The 23877-nt window shown below is 39.4% G+C and carries 25 protein-coding genes and 1 riboswitch; of the genes, 18 read left to right on the top strand and 7 right to left on the bottom strand.

Annotated elements, in window-relative coordinates:
- Positions 1 to 198: 198 nt before the first annotated feature.
- Together AC3WR0_RS24265 and AC3WR0_RS24260 are read right to left on the bottom strand one after the other, a co-directional pair.
- Positions 199 to 1143 (bottom strand): aldo/keto reductase family protein, encoded by a 945-nt coding sequence (locus AC3WR0_RS24265; RefSeq protein ID WP_492554674.1) that lies wholly within the window; start codon positions 1141 to 1143, stop codon positions 199 to 201.
- 220 nt (positions 1144 to 1363) lie between these two features.
- The gene (locus AC3WR0_RS24260) at positions 1364 to 1825 is read right to left on the bottom strand and encodes a hypothetical protein (RefSeq protein ID WP_492554673.1); all 462 of its coding nucleotides are present in this window, start codon (positions 1823 to 1825) and stop codon (positions 1364 to 1366) included.
- Positions 1826 to 1996: 171 nt separating this feature from the next.
- On the opposite strand from AC3WR0_RS24260, the gene AC3WR0_RS24255 reads away from it, so the two are divergent.
- From AC3WR0_RS24255 to AC3WR0_RS24240, 4 genes are all read left to right on the top strand, one after another.
- Positions 1997 to 2632, top strand: a complete 636-nt coding sequence (locus AC3WR0_RS24255; protein WP_492554672.1) for an NAD(P)H-binding protein — start codon at positions 1997 to 1999, stop codon at positions 2630 to 2632.
- Between the two features lie 18 nt (positions 2633 to 2650).
- Positions 2651 to 4258, top strand: coding sequence for an FMN-binding glutamate synthase family protein (locus AC3WR0_RS24250; RefSeq protein ID WP_492554671.1), 1608 nt, complete (start codon positions 2651 to 2653; stop codon positions 4256 to 4258).
- Between the two features lie 114 nt (positions 4259 to 4372).
- Positions 4373 to 5185, top strand: coding sequence for an STAS domain-containing protein (locus AC3WR0_RS24245; protein WP_492554670.1), 813 nt, complete (start codon positions 4373 to 4375; stop codon positions 5183 to 5185).
- Positions 5186 to 5263: 78 nt separating this feature from the next.
- On the top strand, positions 5264 to 6757 hold the full coding sequence (locus tag AC3WR0_RS24240; RefSeq protein ID WP_492554669.1) for an amidase family protein: 1494 nt from the start codon (positions 5264 to 5266) through the stop codon (positions 6755 to 6757).
- Positions 6758 to 7169: 412 nt separating this feature from the next.
- Here AC3WR0_RS24240 and thiW read toward each other — a convergent pair whose 3' ends face one another.
- Together thiW and AC3WR0_RS24230 are read right to left on the bottom strand one after the other, a co-directional pair.
- On the bottom strand, positions 7170 to 7679 hold the full coding sequence (gene thiW / locus AC3WR0_RS24235) for an energy coupling factor transporter S component ThiW (RefSeq protein ID WP_492554668.1): 510 nt from the start codon (positions 7677 to 7679) through the stop codon (positions 7170 to 7172).
- Between the two features lie 72 nt (positions 7680 to 7751).
- Positions 7752 to 7858: riboswitch (TPP riboswitch) on the bottom strand.
- 230 nt (positions 7859 to 8088) lie between these two features.
- Positions 8089 to 8595, bottom strand: coding sequence for a shikimate kinase (locus AC3WR0_RS24230; RefSeq protein WP_492554667.1), 507 nt, complete (start codon positions 8593 to 8595; stop codon positions 8089 to 8091).
- Positions 8596 to 8677: 82 nt separating this feature from the next.
- Here AC3WR0_RS24230 and AC3WR0_RS24225 point away from each other — a divergent pair, with 82 nt between their 5' ends.
- From AC3WR0_RS24225 to AC3WR0_RS24190, 8 genes are all read left to right on the top strand, one after another.
- On the top strand, positions 8678 to 9160 hold the full coding sequence (locus tag AC3WR0_RS24225; RefSeq protein ID WP_492554666.1) for a hypothetical protein: 483 nt from the start codon (positions 8678 to 8680) through the stop codon (positions 9158 to 9160).
- A 76-nt stretch (positions 9161 to 9236) separates the two neighbouring features.
- Positions 9237 to 9668, top strand: coding sequence for a YndM family protein (locus AC3WR0_RS24220; protein WP_492554665.1), 432 nt, complete (start codon positions 9237 to 9239; stop codon positions 9666 to 9668).
- A gap of 95 nt (positions 9669 to 9763) precedes the next feature.
- A complete protein-coding gene (locus AC3WR0_RS24215; protein WP_492554664.1) occupies positions 9764 to 10216 on the top strand; it encodes an SRPBCC family protein in 453 nt (150 codons plus the stop codon).
- A 124-nt stretch (positions 10217 to 10340) separates the two neighbouring features.
- Complete coding sequence (locus tag AC3WR0_RS24210) at positions 10341 to 10925, top strand: branched-chain amino acid aminotransferase (protein ID WP_492554663.1); 585 nt, start codon at positions 10341 to 10343, stop codon at positions 10923 to 10925.
- Between the two features lie 65 nt (positions 10926 to 10990).
- Entirely contained in the window at positions 10991 to 11341 is a 351-nt protein-coding gene (locus tag AC3WR0_RS24205; protein ID WP_492554662.1) for an ASCH domain-containing protein, read from the top strand.
- Positions 11342 to 11358: 17 nt separating this feature from the next.
- A complete protein-coding gene (locus AC3WR0_RS24200) occupies positions 11359 to 11790 on the top strand; it encodes a hypothetical protein (protein WP_492554675.1) in 432 nt (143 codons plus the stop codon).
- A gap of 24 nt (positions 11791 to 11814) precedes the next feature.
- Positions 11815 to 12048, top strand: coding sequence for a glutaredoxin family protein (locus AC3WR0_RS24195; RefSeq protein ID WP_492554661.1), 234 nt, complete (start codon positions 11815 to 11817; stop codon positions 12046 to 12048).
- A 447-nt stretch (positions 12049 to 12495) separates the two neighbouring features.
- The gene (locus AC3WR0_RS24190; RefSeq protein WP_492554660.1) at positions 12496 to 13857 is read left to right on the top strand and encodes an MATE family efflux transporter; all 1362 of its coding nucleotides are present in this window, start codon (positions 12496 to 12498) and stop codon (positions 13855 to 13857) included.
- 177 nt (positions 13858 to 14034) lie between these two features.
- On the opposite strand, the gene AC3WR0_RS24185 is transcribed toward AC3WR0_RS24190, so the two are convergent.
- Both AC3WR0_RS24185 and AC3WR0_RS24180 read right to left on the bottom strand, forming a co-directional pair.
- Positions 14035 to 14805, bottom strand: a complete 771-nt coding sequence (locus AC3WR0_RS24185) for an MBL fold metallo-hydrolase (protein WP_492554659.1) — start codon at positions 14803 to 14805, stop codon at positions 14035 to 14037.
- 391 nt (positions 14806 to 15196) lie between these two features.
- A complete protein-coding gene (locus tag AC3WR0_RS24180) occupies positions 15197 to 15607 on the bottom strand; it encodes an Lrp/AsnC family transcriptional regulator (RefSeq protein WP_492554658.1) in 411 nt (136 codons plus the stop codon).
- A 212-nt stretch (positions 15608 to 15819) separates the two neighbouring features.
- Here AC3WR0_RS24180 and AC3WR0_RS24175 point away from each other — a divergent pair, with 212 nt between their 5' ends.
- The gene (locus AC3WR0_RS24175) at positions 15820 to 16266 is read left to right on the top strand and encodes an OsmC family protein (RefSeq protein WP_492554657.1); all 447 of its coding nucleotides are present in this window, start codon (positions 15820 to 15822) and stop codon (positions 16264 to 16266) included.
- A 169-nt stretch (positions 16267 to 16435) separates the two neighbouring features.
- Here the strand turns inward: AC3WR0_RS24175 and hemQ are convergent, their stop codons facing one another.
- The gene (gene hemQ / locus AC3WR0_RS24170) at positions 16436 to 17182 is read right to left on the bottom strand and encodes a hydrogen peroxide-dependent heme synthase (RefSeq protein ID WP_492554656.1); all 747 of its coding nucleotides are present in this window, start codon (positions 17180 to 17182) and stop codon (positions 16436 to 16438) included.
- Between the two features lie 502 nt (positions 17183 to 17684).
- On the opposite strand from hemQ, the gene AC3WR0_RS24165 reads away from it, so the two are divergent.
- From AC3WR0_RS24165 to AC3WR0_RS24145, 5 genes are all read left to right on the top strand, one after another.
- On the top strand, positions 17685 to 19187 hold the full coding sequence (locus tag AC3WR0_RS24165; RefSeq protein WP_492554655.1) for a malate:quinone oxidoreductase: 1503 nt from the start codon (positions 17685 to 17687) through the stop codon (positions 19185 to 19187).
- A gap of 491 nt (positions 19188 to 19678) precedes the next feature.
- Positions 19679 to 21031 carry an SLC45 family MFS transporter gene (locus AC3WR0_RS24160; RefSeq protein ID WP_492554654.1) on the top strand — a complete coding sequence of 451 codons (1353 nt, stop codon included), beginning with the start codon at positions 19679 to 19681 and terminating at the stop codon, positions 21029 to 21031.
- 501 nt (positions 21032 to 21532) lie between these two features.
- Positions 21533 to 22330 (top strand): amino acid ABC transporter substrate-binding protein, encoded by a 798-nt coding sequence (locus tag AC3WR0_RS24155; RefSeq protein WP_492554653.1) that lies wholly within the window; start codon positions 21533 to 21535, stop codon positions 22328 to 22330.
- Between the two features lie 14 nt (positions 22331 to 22344).
- Positions 22345 to 23028, top strand: coding sequence for an amino acid ABC transporter permease (locus AC3WR0_RS24150; protein ID WP_492554652.1), 684 nt, complete (start codon positions 22345 to 22347; stop codon positions 23026 to 23028).
- Positions 23029 to 23040: 12 nt separating this feature from the next.
- On the top strand, positions 23041 to 23784 hold the full coding sequence (locus tag AC3WR0_RS24145; protein ID WP_492554651.1) for an amino acid ABC transporter ATP-binding protein: 744 nt from the start codon (positions 23041 to 23043) through the stop codon (positions 23782 to 23784).
- Positions 23785 to 23877: the final 93 nt, after the last annotated feature.

Here is a 23877-nt window from a genome sequence, read left to right as displayed (position 1 = left end):
AAGCGAAGCATCCTGGAGTGGAAAACAACCGGCCAATTTAACAACCGCCATCCTTTAAGGACTTTTTCAGTGGCCTCCTTTGGAAGGCCTGTTCCTTATTGAGGTAATAAGATTATATTTTCATAAATTATTAAACGCATAAAAAAACTAGTCAGCCGCCAAAAGAAAATTGGCGAATGACGAATTTTTTTCGAAAAATTATCTTAAAATGTCTTCAATTTGGTTGATTGTATCCTGGCTTAGTTTAACGCCAGCTGCTTTTACGTTTTCTTCAAGCTGCTCAGGACGGCTTGCTCCAACAAGAGCACTTGCTACTCCCGGCTGACGGAGAATCCAAGCTAATGCGAGCTGTGAAAGGCTTAAGTTGTTTTCAGCTGCAACACCTTTTAAATTTTCCACTTTATCAAGATTCTCGTCGTTTAAAAGTCCAAACAAGGAACCAAGATTCTTCTGTTTGGCACGGCTTCCAGCTGGTGCCTCTGCACCTTTTTGGTATTTACCAGTGAGCACTCCCTGTGCAAGCGGAGAGAAAACAACCTGCCCAATGCCATGCTTTTCGCTGACTGGCAGCACTTCTTTTTCAATATAGCGGTTAAGCATGCTGTATTGAGGCTGATTTACTACAATTCGGTCTAGAAGTCTCTTATCTGCTATATGTACAGCTTCTGAAATCTGTTCCGCTGTCCATTCACTCACACCCACATATAAAACCTTACCCTGTCTAACAAGGTCATCAAGGGCACGAAGCGTTTCTTCTAAAGGAGTTTCAGGGTCGTAGCGGTGGCAATAATAAATGTCTACATAATCCGTGTTCAGCCGCTTCAAGCTTGCGTTACATTGTTCAATTACATGCTTTCTTGAAAGGCCTCTGTCATTAGGACCATCGCCCATTGGCCAGAATACCTTTGTAGCCAATACATAAGAGTCACGGGCATAATTTTTTAGAGCTTTACCCACAACAATTTCTGCTTCCCCTCGAACATAAACATTTGCAGTATCAATAAAATTGATGCCAAGGTCAAATGCTTTATCAATCGAAGCAACCGCATTTTGTTCTTCGACATAACCGCCGTATGTAAGCCAGCTGCCAAGACTGATTTCACTAACCTTTAAACCTGTTTTTCCCAAGCGACGATATTCCATCCAATCCACTCCCTTTATAATGTTTAAGAAAACTTCGGCAGAAAATAGCCGAGTTTTCTTAGCTATCAGAATTTATATCCTTAAATTCTGAACGAATAAGAAAAACTAGGGCATCCGCCAAAGGACTTGGCGAATGTGAAGTTTTTCGTCTCATCAAATACAAGATACTACGTTTTTCGAAATAATTCCATTAATTGCTTTCAGTAAATTGTGAATTTTTTTAACCCGTTATTTTTAATTTTCTTGCTGTGGTCATTTGCTGCAGTATTTCATGATTAAGATGTCTTGCCATTTCAAGGGTAAGATCGAGAACTTTTTCAAGCCCTGATTGAAAACCTTGTTTTACCGCAAGTTCATCGCATTTGATTTCACTGTCCAAATCATTCACACCTGCTTGAACAGGATATTGGATATGCCCCAGTTCATGCCAGAGAATGGCTTCCTTTATATCCGGGTCTTTGCAGAAAGCGGAATAATCGTATACAACAATAAACCAATCATACCTGGAATCCTGTGAATGATAAAAAACAGTTAACAATCTAGGATCGATACCGAGAAGCTGAAGCCATCGTTCATTTTTTAAGCCGAAGGATGTAAGAATGCTTTGCTTATTTTCCAAAATAGCTACTTTTCCTGAAAGTCCGTACTTACTGCAATCCAATTCCTCGCATATACAAATCAAGCTTAGCTCCCCTTTGATTGGAATATTCCTTAACCATTATTAAATATATGGGGAGTTCTTAATCAGGATACTTAGCTATATATAGTTTTTATAGAAATAACAAAAGTATCATTCTTTGGTTTTAAAAAAATATGCAGTGGAAAGGTGTAGATAAAAGAAGGAGGCGATTCTATGAAGGTGGTTGTGTTTGGTGCGCATGGCGAAGTAGGGGAGCATGTTATCAAAAAACTAAAGCAAAAGAAATACCAATCCCTAGCAGTTGTTGGGAAAGGGATGCAAATGGAAGAAGCTAAAAACCGTGGAGCTGATGAGTCAGCCGTTTATGAAGAAATGAGGATGGATGATTTCTTTGAGGGAGGCTGCACGGTTATTTACTTGTCTGATGTTAACCAAAAAGCACAAAGTGATAAAACAGTGCTTATAGACCATGATGGTTTGGAAGAAACGGTGAAGAAAGCAAAGGAGAACGGGGTACAACGCTTTATTATGCTAAGTGCAGTTAAGGCACATGAAAATACAGAAGAACCCGGAGGTCCTTCAAGAATTGGAGGAAAGCATAAAGCTGATGAGTACTTAAGGGATTCCGGATTGAATTATACCGTTATTTTACCAGGGAAGCTGACAGATCAGCCAGGAACAGGAAAAATTTTGGTATCTGAAGCCGGGATGGGTGAAAGGGATGAAATTCCCCGAGAAGACATTGCGGCTGTACTGGTAGAAGCCATTGAAATCGAAAATGTTTTTAATGAAACGATTAGTGTAACAGCAGGAGAGAAGGAAATTGTGGTGGCATTGGGAGAAATTTAGAAAGCGGGGCGAGAAAAATTGCATTTAACAGATTATCTGGTTATCGCACTTTTTATATTTATTGCCGTCATTGTTATTGTGCCGGTCGTGCTGGGAATCTATCTTTACTTTAAGGATGACAGACAAAAGCAGCATTCTATTCTGAGAAATTTCCCAGTGATAGGGAAGGTAAGATATATAACTGAAAAAATTGGTCCTGAGTTAAGACAGTATCTATTTAATAATGATAATGAAGGAAAGCCATTTTCCAGAAAAGAGTACCAGGACGTTGTAAAAGCAGGTAAATATCATCAGAGATTAATAGGCTTTGGATCGGTCAGAGACTTTGAACAGGCAGGAATGTATATACGTAACACTCTTTTTCCAAAACTCAGGGACGAAATGAAGGTCGATAACTCTCAAAAGATAAAAACGAGAGTGTACAAGGTAGATGGAGATAATCTTTTAACTAGAAAAGAACATAGCGAGGAAAAGCTTATTGATCCATACTATTTGCCCGAAGACGAAGTGGTAGTGCTCGGTGGGAAAACCTGCAGAAAACCATTTCAGGTTAGGGGGCTTATCGGCCAGTCTGCCATGAGCTACGGTGCGCTAGGGGAAAATGCAATTACCGCTCTCTCTAAAGGCCTTGCACTTGCAGGGGGTACCTGGATGAATACCGGAGAAGGCGGACTGTCCGACCACCATTTGAAGGGAAACCCTGATATTATTATGCAAATTGGTCCGGACCTGTTCGGTGTACGAAAACCCAATGGTGAATTTTCCTGGGAAGAATTTAAACGAAAAAGTGAAATGGATGTTATCAAGGCGTTTGAATTAAAGCTTGCACAGGGTGCTAAAACACGCGGAGGGCACGTTGAAGGTGAAAAGGTAACAGAGGAAATTGCAAGAATCCGCCTGGTAGAGCCGGGAAAAACAATCAACAGCCCAAACCGTTTCTACGAGTTTGGTGATACTCCAACCATGTTTGACTTTATTGAGCAGTTACGAAGCATCGGAGGAAAACCAGTTGGAATCAAGATAGTAATTGGCGATTTGGATGCCTTGGAAAATATGATTTCCTACATGAAGGAAAGCGGAAAGGGACCCGATTTTATTACCATTGATGGCGGTGAAGGCGGAACAGGGGCAACGTTTCAGGAGCTTGCAGATGCAGTAGGACTGCCAATTAAATCAGCTTTGCCAGTCGTTGATGAAATGCTGAAGCAATACGGGGTAAGAGACCGGGTAAAGCTTATTGCTTCTGGAAAACTTATTACTCCGGATAAAATTGCGATAGCACTTGCGATGGGGGCAGACCTTGTGAATATTGCGCGCGGTATGATGATAAGTGTCGGGTGTATTATGGCCCAAGTCTGCCATACTAATAAATGCCCAGCAGGGGTTGCTACAACAGATAAAAAACTTCAGGATGCCCTTGTAGTCGATGAAAAGTTTTACCGAGTCTGCAATTACCTGGCTTCTCTCCGGGAAGGACTGTATAATCTGGCAGCTGCTGCAGGAATTGACTGTCCTACTAAATTTGAAAGAAAGCACCTTGTTTACAAGGATGAATTTGGACGTGTATTCCCGATGGAAGATATTCTTCGTTCGGCTAAAAGAACCCAGCAGCAAAAAGAAGGATAAAATTTCTTTTTAAAACAGATTCAGATTAGAAATTTTTTTATAAAAGATATATTATAAGAGTTGATATAATGTCCAGCACAATAATTAATTTCTAAATAGGGACGTGGCAGAATAATGAACGCTGTATCAACTCTCGTTGAATACTTAAAGGAAAACAAAAGGAACTTAGCTGATGAGATTGTTGACCAGATCATTCATAAATTTGGGTTTGATGTACCAAAAGAAGATATTGATCAAGCTAAAAAGATGTATGTAGAGTTTTTTGAATTCCTTGCTGACTCCATTAATTGCGAGGAAGGTTCTGTACCTGAAGAGTTAACGGACTGGAGCAAGCAAAACGGCCAGGCTGCAGCTTCTCGGGGCGGGAAAATTTCGTCTATTCTGATTCGTTATCCAGATACCCGGATGGTTTTTTCTGATTTTATGATGGAACTTGGGGTTAAGTTTGATTTAAATACAAAAGAAGTAGTCATGCTCCTCAAAAGAGTAAATCACATGCTCGATATAAGCATAAATGAAACCGTTTTTGCTTATGAGCGATCCCATGACGAATTCGTTAAAAACACACAGGCAGAAATAAATGAGCTTTCCTCGCCAATTGTGCCTCTTCATGAGGGAATTGCTGTATTGCCCCTAATTGGTTCAATTGATATAGACAGAGCAAAACATTTATTAGATAAAGTAGTTCCTAAAATAGCAAAACAACACGTCGAATGCTTGATTCTCGATTTTTCAGGCATTGGTAACATTGATACCAATATAGCTAGACATATTTTTATGATATATGATGTACTTCGTTTGCTTGGAATTAGGATTATTTTTACCGGCATAAGACCAGATCTTGCACAGCGTGTAATAGGGGAAGGGATTAACTTCACATCCTTTGAGGTTTATGCCAATGTGAGGCAAGCGATCGAAAGTATTTAAACGCCCGCTTTATTGCGGGTTTTTATCACGAAATAATTAACTGAATTTTTAGAATAGGAATACAAAGGGGTGGGGAAAGTGACTGTGTTTCAATATGAACTTTTTGACGGAATGGGACTTGCCGAGCTGATTAAAAAAAAGGAAGTGAAGAAAGAGGAGGTCATGGAGGCAGCAACTTCGAAAATAGAAAGAATAAATCCTGAATTAAATGCTGTTATTCATAAAACATACGAACATCAAAAAGTGGAATCCGAGAGTGATACACCATTTGGTGGAGTGCCAATTCTTTTAAAGGATATCATACAGGAAATAAAAGGAGAACCAATTACCTCGGGTTCACGCTCATTACGTGGATATATCGCAAAAGAGGATTCTGAATTTGTTTCAAGAATGAGAGGTACCGGAACAAGGTTTCTAGGAGTGACCAATGTACCAGAGTTAGCATTAATGGGTATTACAGAGCCAGTACATTACGGCCCGTCAAGAAATCCCTGGAATACGGAACATACACCTGGAGGTTCAAGCGGCGGATCAGCTGCGGCTGTTGCCTCGGGAATGGTACCTATTGCAGGAGCAAATGATGGAGGAGGGTCGATTCGGATTCCTGCTGCCTTTACAGGGCTGTTTGGATTAAAACCGTCCAGAGGAAGAACCCCTGTTGGTAAAAGACTAGGGAGGCACTGGCAGGGGGCGTCGGCCGACCATGTGTTAACCAGGACAGTCCGTGATAGTGCCTATATGCTTGATTTATTAAAAGGGCATGAAAAAGGTGCTGCCTTCCATGCTCCGCCGTTTGAGCATTCCTATCTGGAAAGAATGAATAAGGAGTTTGACCGCCCAATGAAAATCGCCTTTTCAGTCCTTTCTCCGATTGGGACTGAGGTTCACCCTGAATGCAAAGAGGCAGTATTAAAGACAGCTAGATTGCTTGAGGGAATGGGTCACGAAGTAATAGAAAAGAATGCTCCGGTTGATGGTCAAAAGATTGCTAAAAGCTATATTACTATGTATTTTGGTGAGGTATCCGCCGCACTGGCTGGCATGGAGGAAACAATCGGCCGCAAGGTAACCCGGATGGATGTTGAACCAGCCACCTGGCTGCTTGGGCTGCTTGGAAAAGTAACCTCTGCTGAAGAATGGGTATTGAGCCTTCGGGAATGGGATATCGCATCATATGCAATGGAAAGCTTTCATGAGGAATACGATTTTTATGTTACTCCTGCCACTGCGTTCCCTGCATCAAGGATTGGTGAACTTGATCCCAGCCCTTCTGAAAAAAGGCTGATCAGTATGGTTGGGCGATTTGGGCTTGGAGGGCTAGTGAAGAAGGCGGGGATAGTGGATACCATTGTCGAGAATAGCCTGAAACGGACACCGTTTACCCAACTTGCGAATCTAACTGGCCAGCCCTCCATGTCAGTTCCTTTGCATATGACCGCTGATGGCCTTCCCATAGGCGTCCAATTCATGGCTGCAGGAGGAAGAGAGGATTTATTATATCAAATGGCAGGGTCTCTCGAGCAAACCGAGTACTGGCAGGACGTGAAAAAAAATCCCATGTTCCTGAAGTAGAGGTGGCAGAGATTGGCATAACTGATCGGTGTTGTGCATTCTAGCTGTAACTTGTGCAATCCTTGGTATTCTCGGGCATTTCCTTTGGAATTCGTGCATTACTTGAGAGAATTCGTGCATTACTCGGGAGAATTCGGGCATAACTTGGAGGAATTCGTGCATTACTCGAAAGAATTCTTGAATTACATGAATGAGTACAGGCAAAAGTTTGAAAAAATTCATAATTTGACATTAAAAAACTATATTTTTAATAAAATTCACCTAAAAAAGTCTCTGTTAAAGCTCATTACTGATAAATTCCTTAATTTGTGCGTGAGACTCCCACGGAAAGCGACCGCCGGGAGAGGAAATCAACAAAACAAATCTTAAAAAACTTAAAAGGCTGGCCGCATTCCGGACAGCCTTTTGCCCTTTATTTTACTTGTTTAATTGAAACATCCTGCTGAAAAATGGTTCTTTTCATAAATACCTTTAAAAGAATATAGCCAATCGCAGCTCCGACAAAAGAGCTGGATATAAATGCAGGGATTAATCCGAACAAGGTAGCTTTTTGTCCGAGTAAAAGTGTTGAAATCGGATAGCACGCCATCGCGCCCAGGATTCCTGTTCCAATGACCTCACCGCAGACAGCAAATATTAGTTTATTTGTTTTTCTAAACAAAATTGCAGCAAGCAAAGCGCCAATCATGCTTCCCGGAAAGGCAAAGACTGACCCTGTTCCCATAAGATTTCTCAAAAGAGAAACACAAAAAGCCTGTAATACAGCATAAAAAGGGCCTAAAAGGACAGCCGACAGCACATTGATAAAATGCTGGATAGGAAATACCTTTACAAAACCGAGCGGGATGTAAAAAACGTTACTTGTTAGTGTCCCAATGGCTACCAGCATTGCTGCAATTGTTAGTTTCTGTGTTTTTCGCATGATAAGAATCCTCCTCTAAAGTATATAAATAAAAAGCCAGATCCACTATGGACCTGGCAACGTAAGTAATAGAAAAATACTCCGCTACTTTCCCACGCTGGTACAAACCAGATCAGGTCCAAAGGGTTAAAAAACAAAGTTTTTCTCTCAGCCCATTATAGGCACCCCTAGTAGTCAATCCGCTATTCATTTGTTTTTATCATAGACCTAGTGAAAATGTATGTAAAGCAATTTTTGGAAAATTCTCGTTATTGTTTTTGTAAGGGATATAAAAACAGGCATATTGCCTCACAAAAACCGGAAGGCAGAAAAGCCAACCAATTTTCTATGTGCTTAATTGCAAAACGGGAATCCAACCGTCACTGCCCCTTAAAATAAATTAGGCCCTTCCAAAAAGGAGAGGAGATTCCTATTTTCTAATTAAAGCAGCAATTTTGCTGCCCGCTTCTTCAGCATCAAGTGAATCCATGCTAATTCTGAAGTGGTAATGGGTATAAAACTCTTTCCGCTTGTAATATAATTCTTCCATTTGCGGAACAGTCAGGTCTTGTAGAACAGGCCGGGTGCTAATTAGAAAAGGCATCCTGTTTTTCCATACTTCCCAGGATATATCGAGATATATTACGGTACAGTTAGCCATGCAGACATCTCGAATTTCGCTTTGTAAAAAAGCCCCGCCTCCTAAGGAGATAACTGTTGATTCCTTAGCAGAAAACTTGGTAATTAAATTTTTCTCCTCCTGTCGAAATACAGCTTCACCCAGGGTTTTAAAAATTTCTGTTGCAGGCATCCCAAATTCCTGTTCAATTTCATGGTCGGCATCAATAAACGGCCATGAAAGCTTTTTTGCAGCTATTTTGCCTACCGTTGTTTTCCCTGACCCCATAAATCCTGTAAGGACAACGCTTTTAGTCATATCTGGCACTTCCTATAATCAATTGTTAAACTAATCTTAACATAGCCGAAGTATAGCTTAAAGGAAAAATGGGAGGTTGCCGATGATAGCCAGATGGATCGCCGTAAATGTCACAGTCGTGGTGATAATAGCAGTATGGGCCTTTTCAAAGGGTTATGACAGCAGCTATGTTTTGATCGGAAAAATAATAGCTCAGGCCGCTTTTATGCTGTATTTAATTAACCTGAATATGTACTTTGTTTTTTTGCTTATTAGAAAAAGTACGATTAGAGATGTAAAAGTTAAACTTGCAAAAATCTCTAAAAAAATGATGAAATATCACATTCCAATTGCTACCACTGCCAGCTTGCTGATCGGTGTCCATGCAGTGATCATGGCTTATGCCCGTCGTGAAGATTTCTGGATATGGAAGACAGAAACCGGGGTTTTGTCTTTGATCATACTGGCTGTTCTTTTATATAGTGGTCTATTAAGACACCGAAAGGCCACTGGAAAGAGAAGAAGATTTCATTACGGCATGGCATTTGTTTTCTTTGGTATAGTGATTTTACATGTTTTCTTGTAGTTTTTTCGGCAGGTTTGAAGGTGGATGAATGGAATTTTTTTTATTGCCTAAAATGATAGGTGAGGAGGCAATAAAAATGAATAATTTAATGGCTATAATGATGAAATTTGTTACATGTTTGGTTGCTTTTGCGGTAGGGCTGGACTTGTTTTTTAATGCGACATTGACAGATATCGTTTCGTTCAGCGTGCTTATGACAGTGGTTTCTTATTTTGCAGGAGACAGGATACTCCTGCAGCGTGTTGGAAATAAAAATGCTCTTATCGCAGATTTTCTACTTTCTTACACGATTGTTTGGATTTTTGGGAGTGTGCTTCTCGACAGCTATTTGCAAATTGCATGGGGAAGTATTATTTCAGCTGTGATTATTACAGCAGGGGAATACTTTGTCCACCGATTGCTCCTTCGTTCAATGCCTGATGCAAATCAAAACAAGAATACAGTGTCTAACAGACTTGCATATGGAATGGAAATGTCCGAGGAGAAAGACCCGCTTAAAGAAAAGTAATTTCCTTCTAAAAACCTCTAAACAGCATATATTTTGGAATAGGTCTTCCTATATAGGAAGATTTATTTTTGTTTTAAGAGTGAGGAGGAAAGAATATGCCGAGCGGTAAAACAGAAATCATTATGGATTTACCCATTCGGGAAATCTGGAATTTTGTGAAGGATATGGACAATTGGGCACCATTGGTTCCAGGGTACATCACTCATAAAAAAATAAGTGAACACCAATCGGAATGGGTGTTCAAGCAGGAGATTGGAATCATTAAGAAAAAAGTTACTCTTTTGATTACGATTAAAGAATGGATCGAGCCGGAGAAGGTTACATTTACCCTAAACGGAGTCACAGAAAATATCACTGGTGAAGGTTACTTTCAAGCTGAATCGCTGGGAAAAAGCCGAACAAAAATGATTGGCTCCCTTGATATGAAGGCTGCAGGTCCGATCGCAGCCATGATGAATGCAGTCATGAAAAACTCCGTTCCTAAAACAGGGGAAGAAATGACCGCCGCAATCGCTGCAAAACTAGAAGAAATAAAGGCGGGAAGATAATATTTTTACATATAAGCGAGTGGGCCCAGCGTTTGCCAGGGCCTTTTTGATTTGCCTCCGGCTTTTCTTAATTCCAATATTAGGGCATACTATTAATGTCATTCTTAAATAGAGGAGATTAACAATGTTAAAAGCACAAATGGAACAATATGCTGAAAGGTTAAAAAAGGGACAGGCAATACTTTTTAAAGAAGAACAAGAGTACCTGAAAAAAAACAGTATGTTCGAGGGACTTGAGGACAAGCTTTCCTTAGCGGATGCATCTGCCCGTTTTAAAGGTTCTTATATAGAACGCAGCGAAAAGGAACTCGAAAGCCTTTTAGCAGAGGAGTCAGCAGATTTTCTTAAACTTCCAATTAGTTATTTCCGCCAGCATAAAAATGAGTTTTTGTATATGGAATCCGAGTGGTTTGAATTAATTGGCGTTGATGCTATTTCACTTGAAACGGACGATTTATTCGAAAACTATGATGTTATGCTTGGTTTAAGGCTGCAGAAAAAATACTCTTCCGCTATTCGAGGATATTTAGAAAATGAATTAAAGAATGGTGAAACGGATTTTGATCTGGTATTTGAAGATGCAATCTGGAACCTGAATTTTAATTTGGAAGCAATAGAAGGCTTTAGCGAAACGATGACCATTGGTGAAGCGTACGAGTTAATTTATGCTTTTCTCTTCAAACTGGCAGAAAGTGTTGAGAAGCAATAAAAGTGCCACAGGAATGAATTCTATGATAAAGTTAAAACGATTACATTAGTAAAAGGGGTATTAATATGACAAACGAAAACAATAATACAGCATTGCCTCCAAAAACCTGCTCGGTTGATCGTCTTGTGACGCTTCCAGCGGATGTGGAAAAGGTATTAAAAGGAGAAAAAACAGCTACTCGCCGTAACGGACGTTATGCAGATGTTGGTGAAATCATGACGCTTCAAGGCAAGGACTTTGTAGTAGAGAACGTTTATTCCCAATCCCTTGGAGAATTAACTGAAGAAAATGCCCGCCAGGAAGGCTTTGCTAGCCTGGAGGATTATAAGCAATCCATTCTTTCTATTCATCCGGGAATGCCATGGGTTCCACAGATGAAGGTATGGGTTCACGAATTTCGTCCTGTTGAAGCTTAATAGGTAATTCCGTGGATATACTTCATAAGATTCTGCTCTATTTACATATATCAAGTGTAATTTTGTCGATCGGTCCATTTTTTGTTCTTCTACCGATGCTGAGAAAAATGAAGGCAGCTCATTCTGATGTCCAAAATGCCTATTTGGATGCGTTTCGTTTTGCTGTTCAATGTGCCAAGCATGCCGGACATGTCCTTGTTGTCTCTGGAATTTTGCTTGTATGGACGAGTGCCTGGACGTGGAAGACCTCCTGGATTGTCATAACGGTACTTATTATGGTAAGTTCACTGTTTTTTCTCGCACGGGCATTTTCTCCGACAATGCGGAAATTCAAAGAGGCCAATGATAAAGAAGCGCCGCTTCGTAAGCTGAACCGTGCAGTATGGATCTATATCATTTTATTAATGGTAATGCTCTGGTTCATGGTAGCCAAGCCAGTGATGTGGTAAAGGAAAGTAGGGAAACATCTCACCATGAACGTAATTGTATATTCAACAAATGACTGCATTGAATGCGAAATGGTCAAAAAAGTCCTCGCCGAAGAAGGCATTCCTTTCGAGGAAAGGAATGTGTCTATCAGTCCAGAATATCAAAAGGAAGTGGAACAGCTTGGATTTTTAGGTGTTCCAGTAACCGTGTATCAGGACCAGAAGGTGAAGGGTTTTACAAATGCTTTAAAAGCATTAATTGAAACAGCTAAAAAGTAATCCAGGGCCGTGAACCTTTTTCACGGCTTTTTATTTGCTAATCCGAATTTATATCCATAAATTTTAAACGAACGACGGAAAGGGCAAGGAAGGCTTCTGCAGCAGCTTCATCGCACGAAGGAAAAGCACCAGCTTTTCCGAGGAAGTCCTAGTCTGGGGAAAGGCACAGGACAAGGAAGGCTTCGGCAGCAGCTTCATCGCACGAAGGAAAAGTACCAGCTTTTCCGAGGAAGTCCTAGTCTGGCGAAAGGCACAGGACAAGGAAAGCTTCGTTAGGTTTGCCTCGCACGAAGAAAACTTCAAGGATGTGCCGTTTTGAGCGTGACAAGAGAAACTAGGGCATCCGCAAAAAGGATTTGGCGGCTAGCGCTTTTCTTAATGTAAACTGGCTGTTCTTCCCCTATAATGAAAATGGTGATGATTTTTTTAGAAACAAGGAGTATGCTGATGTACCAAACTTTTACCCTGAAAGAAAAAATAAAACAAATTGTTATTCTTCTTATTCCCATACTGATAACCCAGCTGGGGATGTTTTCGATGGTGTTTTTCAATACGATTATGTCTGGAAAATATAATCCTTCTGATCTTGCAGGAGTAGCAATTGGCTCGTCCATTTGGAATCCTATCTTTACCGGGCTGAGCGGAATATTGCTTGCTGTTTCACCAATTGCAGCCCAGCGTTTTGGAGAAAAGAAGAATAAGGAAGTTTCGTCTGTTGTAACGCATGGTATTTATCTTGGAATCATAATTGCTGTGGTAGTAATTGTTCTCGGAATTTTTTTGCTGGACCCGATTTTAGTCAAAATGAACCTCCCGGCAAGTGTTCATCACACAGCCCATGGCTATCTAGTGGGACTGAGCTTTGGTATTTTACCTTTATTTATTTTCAATGTACTTCGTTCGTTTATTTATGCCCTTGGAAAGACAAGGGTTGTCATGGTAATATTACTGTCCTCGCTGCCAGTAAATTTCTTTTTAAATTACGTATTGATCTTTGGGAATTGGGGGTTTCCTAAACTGGGCGGGGCAGGAGCGGGATATGCTACCTCCTTTACCTATTGGGTGATTTGCGGTATTACGGCCTATATTATCCGAAAACAGGATCCTTTTTCTTTTTATGTCAGGAGATCACATTTTAAGGAGTTTTCATTTAAAGAGCTAAGAGAGATTATGAACATCGGTGTACCAATGGGGTTGTCTATTTTCTTTGAAACAAGCATGTTTGCTGTCGTAACCATTTTAATAAGTAAGTTCAATATAACAACCATTGCGGCCTATCAGTCTGCTTTAAATATTGTCTCTTTCTTGTATATGATTCCCATGAGTATCTCAATGGCACAAACTGTCCTAGTTGGCTTCGAGGTAGGGGCAAAACGCTATAGTGATGCTAAAACATACAGCTGGCTGGGAGTGGTACTGGCTATTCTGATTGCTATAGTAACCGGTTTGTTTGTTGTCCTGTTCCGTTTTGAGGTAGCTGGATTTTATTCAAATAAGGCAGCAGTTATAAACCTTACTGCACATTTTTTGATTTATGCTCTGTTCTTCCAGATTTCAGACGCCATTCAGGCGACAGCTCAGGCTGCTTTAAGGGGATATAAGGACGTGAACCTTGCCTTTATCATGACATTAATCGCATACTGGCTCATTTGCCTGCCTGTCGGCTATATTCTTGCCCATTATTCAGGACTTGGCGCTCCGGGATACTGGATTGGCCTGACAATTGGTCTTCTTGCTGCTGGAGTGGGCTTATCCTTACGACTAATTCATATTCAAAAAACAAAGTTTCCAAGTGTGGAAACCAATTAATCCGGGAAAAAGCAGGTGTCTTCTAAGTGGAGCACCTGCTTTTTTTTGAGATGAAAAAAGGATTGAATTTAGAAAGTGTGTTAAGAGAAAAGCAATAGGGGGGGATAGGTCTGACTGATTTATTTAAAAGAATCACACCTTTTTTTTAAAAGGTAAAAGATTTTCACTATCAGAACCTCATTCACTAGCCAGCTGATAGGTAAGACTTTCCCCATCTAACGGGACAGCAGCCTTGTACTGTATATTTTTAGACTGGATATAGTTCAATACTTGATTCCGGGTTAAAACGCAGTGGTTCCAGGACTCTAAATGGGAAATTAGTAAATTAGTATTTGGAAATTGAGTTACTATACTATCTATATCTTTAAGACCCATTGTTATAGGCTCTCCTTCGTTGAACCGAGCTTCACCTGCAAATACAATCGCAACCTCCGGAGAAAAATTGGTGAAAGCAGCTTGAATCTCTTCATACCAAACACTATCTCCAATAATATATAAAGTAGGTTCACCTTCCGACTTCAATACGAATCCCGATACAGGCCCCATTTTTTTACCAATGTCACCCTTTCCGTGTTCTCCGGTTGTCCGGTAAAACTGGATACCTTCCCAAATGAAGGTATCAGAAATTGGGGTAATGTTTGTGAAACCTTTTTCTTTAATAAATTCCTTATCCTCTGGCTGGCAGAAAAGAGGCAGGTCCTTAGGCAGAATTTCTGCAGCTGCATCATCAAAGTGATCCCGATGAGTATGGGTAACCATAATCGCGTCTGCGTTGAGTAAAGAAGAAATTTCTACCGGTAAAACAGTCAAAGGATTAGACCTATATTCATTTGGAGAATTTGGGACAGAAGCAAGTGTCCCTTTCTCACTAAGCATAGGGTCTAGAAGCAATGTTTTACCGTTGTAGAAAATAACATGTGTTGCATGTCGGATCAATTGAATTTTCATTAGGATTCCTCCAAATAAATAGATTATGAAATGGTAAGATAAGTTTATTAAATTCCTATTATTATTTAAATAAGCTGATGAAAGGTATTGCATCATTTGGTTTTCATATTGAAAGCAGTTTGCTTATTTTATTTTGGATCGAAATTGGCGTTCAAATTTACTTGGGTTTTTTTAAAATTAACTTTATAGATGTCTAATTTTCTTACCACAGGTTTCGGCCTCCTGAAATCTTTATCAGGAGGCTGTTTTTTTAGCTAATCAGAATCTACATCTATAATTTCTGAACGCATAAGCAAAACTAAGGCCTCCCGCAAAGGACTTGGCGAATGCTAAGTTTTTCTCAGAATTATAGTTATTAGAGAAAGAACGATGGTAGAATGATTAACTCTGACTATATAATTTTATCGATAGAAAGGGCAAGCTTGTAATTTGCAAATATAAGTAGTTCCTCAAGAAATTTATTCAAATCCTGGTGAGTACGAAAATGTCCTTTCAGTATGTAACAGCCCTCTCCGCTCGTTCTGTGAAGCTCAACAATTTCATCTCTTTCTTTAATCATTTTGATAAAACTGTTATGCTGATGGTTCTTTAGAAAGGAAGTTATAAAACAAGTTAAAGGATAGCCAGTTTTATTGTTATCAACTGTGATCCTGTAACCTGTTATCACACCTTCATCTTCCAATCTCCTGATTCTGTTGCCAACTGCCTGCCCGGTCATATGAACTATTTCCCCAAGTTCTTTCCAGCTGATCTTCGCATTTTCCGTTAAAATTTTTAATATATTGTGATCCAATTCGTCCATTTTTTTCACCTCTTTTTACAGTTAAATTGCCTGCAACATGTAAAGATAATTGAAAGCGGTAACTTTTTATATAATCATATCAAAAAACAAAAAAGCTATGCTTTTTAAAAAAAGGTTTTAGGATTTATTTATCGAAATATTCTTGGAAGGGTTTTAAGAAAAAATTTAAGTCAAAACAGTAAATAACAAGACAATTATTGGGGGAATGCTTCATGGAAACTTTTCATTTTACAGTAAAAGGCGACTGGAAGGGAGACCGCAATGGCACAGGTAAAATTCAATCAGCAGGGGGACTGGATCTTACTGTGTCAGCACCAGCGGGTATGGAGGGACCTGGAATTGGTTCAAATCCTGAGGAATTGCTTATATCAGCTGCGAACAATTGTTATATGATCACACTTGGAGCCATGCTTGGAAACCGTAAAATAGAACTCGAAAAGCTGGAAGTAAATTCAGAAGGAACAGTCAATCGGGAAGAAGGAAGACTAAAATTTAAACAAATCATACATAGACCTGTTATGTATTTGAAAAATGGTTCAGAGGTCACCCTGGAAAAGCTATTAGAAGTTGCAGTTCGTGCAGAAAAAGCATGCTTCATCTCGCAAACTTTAAGAAACAATGTTGAGGTTACCGTAGAACCCCGTGTAGAAATAGTTTGATAATCTTTTCAAAGGAAAAAGTCCCCTTATTTTAGGGGACTTTTTTAGCTAATCAGAACTTTTATCCATAAATTCTGAACGCATAAGAAAAAATAGGGTATATGCCAAAAGGACTTGGCGAGTGTTTTCTAATGTTGGGGAAATAAATTCTCCTTAACAGGCTGTTTTCCTAATTTATATGAAAGAACTGATTCATTCTATCTGTTTTTAAAAGATTCCCAATGAAAAAGGATCCAAATATCCCATAAACAGCACTAACTTCATCAAATCTTGTTTCATAGATTAAATTTTTAAATTGCAAGGCATCATCGCAAAATAATGAAACGCCCCATTCATAATCATCGAAACCTACAGATCCTGTTATAATGCGTTTTACCTGCTCCGTATAAGGTTTACCAGTATCAATATGTTCGAACATCAGCCTTTTTCGTTCTTCCTTAGGAAGCATAAACCAGTTTGTTTGATCCCCCCGCAGTTTGCTCATTGGGTAAAAACATACATATTCTTTCTTTGGGATAACAGGGTAAAGTTTGGCTTTCATCGCTGGATCGTCATAGAGATTTGCTGACATCGGAGAGTAGCTGCTTTTTTCAATGACTGAAACGTAAGAATAGGCAGGTTTTGTATAATCAGCCAAAATGGTTTTATTGAATTCTGTTTCAACCTCATTAAGTTCTTTCATTGTTGGGCGTAAAAACATCAATAGGAGATCTGCTTTATGGCCAACTACTGTATAGACTGTGTGGCTTCCATTATGATTTTCCTCAATCTTCTCCCATTTATTTAATAGGTTTTTAAATTCAAAAAGAGCGCGTTCACGGACTGCTGGGGAAGCTGATTTCCATTTTGCCCAATCTATTAACCGAAAGTCATGTAAACAATACCAACCTTCAACTGTTTGCATTGCTTGATTCATTATTATCACTCCATATTAAAATTGCAGTTTTAGTAGGAAACATTACAATCCAATGATAATGGTTTTCATTATGTTATGGTGTGATAAGAATCACAGATGCAGGGGGAAGATTTACTTTCTTAGGTTAGAATGCATGATTTCCCTATCCTCTTCAAAGAAGTTTTTATCCTACTTTAAAAATATTCTAAAAAACTATTATTCTCTACGATTTAAGTATGTCGGATATAGGTTACACCAACGGAAAACAATACCTTTTTCAAAAAAAATGTATTAGAGGGCAGGGCTTTTATGATTCATTGTGCCTTAATAAAGGACTTTTCACTTTTTTAACAACTTGAAATAGTTTATAATAATTAGAATAGTAGATATAGTAATATAAAAATGATTATAATAGTTTATGATGTGGTAAAAGTTGATACAAAAGGTATGTTCCTGGGTGGCGCCTGACTATTTATGAAAGCGCCTACTCTTTTTTCAAATATAGGGGATAAGGAAGGATATCATGAGCAAGTTACAGCATAAAACAGACGTTATCTTAATTGGCGCAGGAATAATGAGCGCGACTTTGGGATCTTTACTAAAAGAGTTAACACCAGAATGGGAAATACAAGTGTTTGAGAAACTAGCCAGCGCAGGAGAGGAAAGCTCTAACGAGTGGAATAATGCAGGAACGGGGCATTCTGCACTATGTGAGCTAAACTACACAGTCGAAAAACCGGACGGTTCTATTGATATTAGCAAAGCTATAAGCATTAATGAACAATTCCAGGTTTCAAGACAGTTTTGGTCTTATCTTGTAAACAGCAATTTGATACGAAATCCTCAGGAATTTATCATGCCAATTCCTCATATGAGTTTAGTACAAGGGGAAAAAGATGTCTCCTTTTTGAAAAAACGTTTTAATGTGCTTTCGGAAAATCCTCTGTTTCAAGGGATGGAATATTCCGAGGACCATGAAAAACTGCTTGAATGGATCCCGCTTATTATGGAAGGCCGAAAATTAAATGAGCCAATAGCAGCCACTAAAATTGACTCCGGCACGGATGTCAACTTTGGTGCCTTAACACGCATGTTGTTTGAGCACTTAAAGAGCCAAAACGTCGAGATCAATTACAAGCACAGTGTAGAAAATATTGAACGTACTAGCGAAGGCTTGTGGGAAGTTAAAGTAAATGATATCGAAAGCGGTAAAACCGAATATCATACTGCAAAATTCGTCTTTATCGGCGGAGGAGGCGGAAGTCTTACCTTACTGCAAAAAACCGGTATTCCTGAATCAAAACATATCGGAGGATTCCCGGTAAGCGGACTATTTATGGTATGTAACAATCCGGAAGTGGTAGCGCAGCATCATGCAAAAGTATACGGTAAAGCTAAAGTTGGTGCGCCACCAATGTCTGTTCCGCATCTAGATACAAGATTTATTGAAGACAAAAAAACACTGCTGTTTGGACCGTTTGCCGGTTTCTCACCAAAGTTTTTAAAAACCGGTTCAATGTTTGATTTGTTAAGTTCCGTAAAACCGAACAATGTCTTAACCATGCTGGCGGCTGGTGCAAAAAACATTCCATTAACAAAATACCTGATCGAGCAAGTGATGTTGTCGAAAGAAAAGCGTATGGAAGAATTACGCGAGTTTATTCCGAATGCTAAAAGTGAGGAATGGGATATCGTGGTAGCCGGGCAGCGTGTGCAGGTTATCAAAGATACTGAAGCAGGGGGGAAAGGAACACTACAATTTGGCACAGAAGTTGTAAGTGCCGCTGATGGTTCGATTGCAGCTTTACTCGGAGCTTCTCCGGGTGCCTCTACTGCGGTTTCCGTCATGCTTCAAGTAATAAAAAAATGCTTCCCGCAACATGTAAAGGCATGGGAACCAAAAATACAAGAAATGATTCCTTCTTATGGAGTGTCACTTTCGAATAATCCGGAGCTTTTCCAAAAAATTCATACTTCAACAGCGCAGTCGCTAGGTCTAATAGAAAAAGAGCTAGTCTATAATTAATTTTTTGGAAGTAGGAACAAAGTTATCTAAAAAAAAATTCAAGTAACCTTTTTCATCGTTTCTATAATGAATAAAAATAAAACTAAGAATCTTTGATCTTTATAGATTGAAGGTTCTTTTTTTTATTGGCAGTTAGAGAGGATATAGAGAAACAGACTAATAAAAGGTAAAATACCAAGTTAGATTTATAGAAAGCAGAAAAGCTGAGGAGGTAATCCTTGGCTTTTATTTTTGAAATGTTTTAGGAATATAGTATTGGGGGTAAATAAAAGGTAGGTGATTGGTAAATTGCTTGGCAGCTATTATGTGGGAGAAAAAGGTTATTTCCCCCTATTACAATGTATTACTTCTCCTAAAAGAAGGTTTTACTAGAGGCAGATTGAAAAAAAAGTGACTGCTTATAAAAGCTTAAATGGAGCAAGAGTAAGAGGTTGAATCTTTAATATTATCTAAACATAATATCTATCAATGTTGAATTATAGGAGGAAATTATGGCTATAGAAAATAAAACAAGTGAAAAAGTCTCAAAACAGAACTTGCCAAATCTCCCGCTAAGTACGATTTGGATGATTAGTTTCGGTTTTTTGGGTGTGCAAATGGCATTTTCTTTACAAAGCTCTAATATGGGTCGTATATTCCAAACGATTGGTGCCGATCCAACTAAATTAGGTTTCTTTTTTATCCTGCCGCCACTGGCAGGACTGGTTGTCCAGCCGTTAATAGGGTATTTATCTGATCGTACCTGGATACCGAAACTCGGCCGTCGCATACCGTATTTAATCATAGGTGCCATAGTTGCTGTAATTGTCATGTGCCTCCTGCCAAACGCAGGAAGTTTTGGTTTTAGTTCAATGGCGGCACTTACTTTTGGTGCCGTTACGATTCTATTTATGGACCTGTCATCGAATGTAGCAATGCAGCCGTTCAAAATGATGGTTGGTGACATGGTCAACGAAGAGCAAAAAAGTTTTGCTTACTCCATTCAAAGTTTCTTAGCAAACAGCGGGGCTGTGCTTGCGAGTGTTTTCCCTTTTGTTTTAACTATTTTGGGTGTGGCGAATACTTCGCCAAAAGGAACAGTACCCCCATCAGTGGTTATTTCATTTTATGTTGGAGCCATCATATTAATTATTTGCAGCCTATTTACGGTATTTAAAGTTAGAGAATATTCACCAGCTGAATTTGCTGCTTATCACGGTATTACAAAACATGCCAAAAAAGAAAGAGCAAATAGTTTTAAGCTTCTTCGCAACGCTCCAAAAGTTTTTTGGGCGGTTACCCTTGTTCAATTTTTCTGCTGGATGGGTTTCCAATATCTTTGGACTTATGGTACAGGGGCAGTTGCTTCAAATGTTTGGCATACGGCTGAACCAGCTAGCTCAGAATATCAAACAGCCGGGAACTGGTTTGGTATTTTATCAGCTGTGCAATCTATTGCAGCAGTTCTTTGGTCACTTGTCTTGTCTCGCGTGTCAAACGAAAAGGGGAAACTGGGATATGCAGTAAGCTTATTACTGGGAGGAATTGGCTTTGGCTCAGTCTTCTTCGTTCATAATCAATGGGTATTGATTTTTTCATTTATATTAATAGGCATCTCCTGGGCTGGAATGAATACCTTCCCGTTCACGATGGTGACCAATGCGATATCAGGGGAGAATATGGGAAGGTACTTAGGCCTCTTTAATGGCAGTATTTGTTTACCGCAAATCGTAGCTTCTTGTTTAAGTTTCGTATTGTTTCCAGCGGTTGGATCGTCGCTGCCGGCAATGATCCTAATATCAGGAGTTTTTCTCATAATTGGTGCATTATCTGTTTCAACAATAAAAGAAACACATGCCAAGTAATATGCGTTGGTGTTTATAAAGCGTTCCTCTGGGGAGGAGCGCTTTTTATATCGGATAAATCTATTCTTAAAACAAAACCTCCACATTCGCATGGATGTAAAATTTTGTATCGTTCATTATCAAAGATTATTACTCGTTTTATAGTCATCTGGATTTACCAAAACCGAGGGAGTAACAATCTTTATGTATAGCCTTTAGCCTTTAGCCTTTAGCTTTTTCCTTAACAGCCAGGTGCGCTTCTCTCATGACCAATTCTTTATCCTTCTTATAATCTCCATGATCGAATGCAACGGACCAGTTTTTCCTCATTATTTTTGTACCTTATAATTATTTTAAAAGGACTTGTATATTCTTGAGGTGATTTGAATCAAAATAAGGAAAATAACAATTTTTTGGAAGAAGTTATTGTGGAAAAACAATTGATTGACAATCGTATCATTCTGTTTTATTCTAAAATTTGTTATTATAATTAATCCGATAAAAATAGTGGGGGATAACAACATGAAAAAACTATTAACTATTATTTTTACTGCAGCTTTAGTGCTTTCATTGGCAGCATGCGGTACTTCAAAAGACAAGGAAAAAACTGCAGGTAAGAACATGCTAGAGCAGGTAAAAGATAAGGGCGAAGTAACAATTGGAACGGAAGGAACTTATGCACCTTTTACTTTTCATGATAAAGCCGGTAAATTAACTGGATTTGACATTGAAATAGCAGAAGAAGTTTTCAAACGCCTTAAAATTAAGCCGAAATTTGTTGAAACAAAATGGGACGGAATGATTGCCGGCCTTGATGCAAAACGTTATGACATGGTATCGAACGAAGTAGCGATCCGTCCGGAACGTCTTCAAAAATACGATATGTCTGATCCTTATATTGCTTCAAAGGCAGTTCTTATTGTAAAAAATGACAACAAAGATATTAAGTCACTTGATGATTTGAAGGGTAAAAAAGTTGGACAATCACTTGACAGCAACTACCGTAAAATAGCTGAAGACCATGGAGCAACAAACACAGTTGTTGAAGGATTTAACCAAGCAATCGACCTTCTGACTTCTGGCCGTATTGATGCAACCCTTAATGACAACTTGTCATACCTTGATTTGAAAAAACAGCGTCCGGAGCTTCCTATTAAAACAGTATATTCTGAACCTCATGCAACAGAAAATGCCTTCCTATTCCGTAAAGGCAGCAAAGAATTCGTTTCTGAAGTAAACAAGGCTCTTGGTGACATGAAGAAAGACGGAACATACCTGAAGATCTCTAAAAAATGGTTTGGAACTGATGTTTCTAAGTAAAGGAATTGATCCAATTGTTTGCAGATGAAAGAACTCAACGAATTATAGGAATCCTTAGCGATTCCTTTTTTCCTATTTTAAAGGCGGGCTTGTATTTTACTATTCCGCTCACCTTAATTACATTTGTTCTGGGCCTTATTTTAGCATTCCTAGTCGCCATGGCCCGGCTTTCCGACATTAAACCGCTTGAAGCAGCAGCCAGATTTTATGTCTGGATCTTTAGGGGAACGCCGCTGCTTGTACAAATTTTTATATTATTCTACGGATTTCCAAGCATCGGAATAACACTAAATCCTTTCCCAGCCGCTGTAATTGCCTTTACATTGAACAAAGGGGCATATAGCTCCGAGATTATCCGGGCAGCCATTCTTTCTATTCCAAAAGGGCAATGGGAAGCTGCCTATTCAATCAGCATGACGAAGTCCCAGGCGATGAGAAGAGTAATATTGCCTCAGGCTGTACGTGTTTCCCTTCCGCCGCTTGGAAACTCTTTTATAAGCCTGGTGAAGGATACATCGTTAGCGGCTACAATAACAGTTACAGAATTGTTCCAAAAGGGACAGCAAATAGCTGCCGTTACCTATGAACCTCTTTGGCTTTATATTGAAGTGGCCTTCATTTATTTGATTTTTAGTACAGTACTTTCATTATTACAATCAAAGCTTGAACAGCGTTATGATCGTATGGTTGCCAAGTAAGGGGGGACTTGCATGATTACATTAACTAATTTACAAAAACGGTTCGGTGAGCTTGAAGTCCTCAAGGGTATCGATCTAACCATTGAAAAAGGAAAAACGGCTGTTATTATCGGACCTTCTGGTTCAGGTAAAACTACTCTTTTACGATGCCTCAATTTGCTTGAAACTCCAGATGGAGGTTCTATTTCCATTGGAAATCATCAGATTGATTTTTCCGGGCAGAAATTAAGAGGAGCAGATATAGCTGCATTAAGAAAGCAGACAGGAATGGTTTTTCAAAACTATAATTTATTTCCGCATCTAACAGCACTGCAGAACATTATGGAAGGGCCTATTACAGTCCTTAGGAAGCCCAAAGAGGAAGTTCGGAAACGGGCAATGGATCTTCTGGAAAAGGTAGGACTGAGGGACCGCGCAGACATGTATCCCCACCAGCTTTCCGGCGGACAGCAGCAGCGAATTGGCATTGCACGTGCAATGGCAATGGAGCCAGCCGTCCTGTTATTTGATGAACCAACTTCTGCTTTGGATCCTGAATTAGTAGGGGAAGTGCTCCGGGTAATGAAGGACCTTGCTGAAGAAGGTATGACGATGGCAGTTGTTACCCATGAAATGCAATTCGCGAGGGATGTTGCTGACAAGGTCATTTTCATGGATCAGGGAGTAGTTGCAGAAATGGGAACACCAGACGAAGTCTTTGGAAATACGAAGAATAAGCGGACACTGCAATTTCTAAATAAATTGAATATCATCTAAGCGAAGAGTGCTCCATAATGATCCATACCCCGAATAACGGACACGATTAAAAAAGTGCCCCTTATTCGGGGTTTTTGTGTTCCTCAGAAAAAA

The organism is Neobacillus sp. FW104-15D2 (assembly GCF_058790155.1).
The sequence above is the reverse complement of the archived record's forward strand: the minus strand, read 5'-3'. Positions and strand labels throughout refer to the sequence as shown.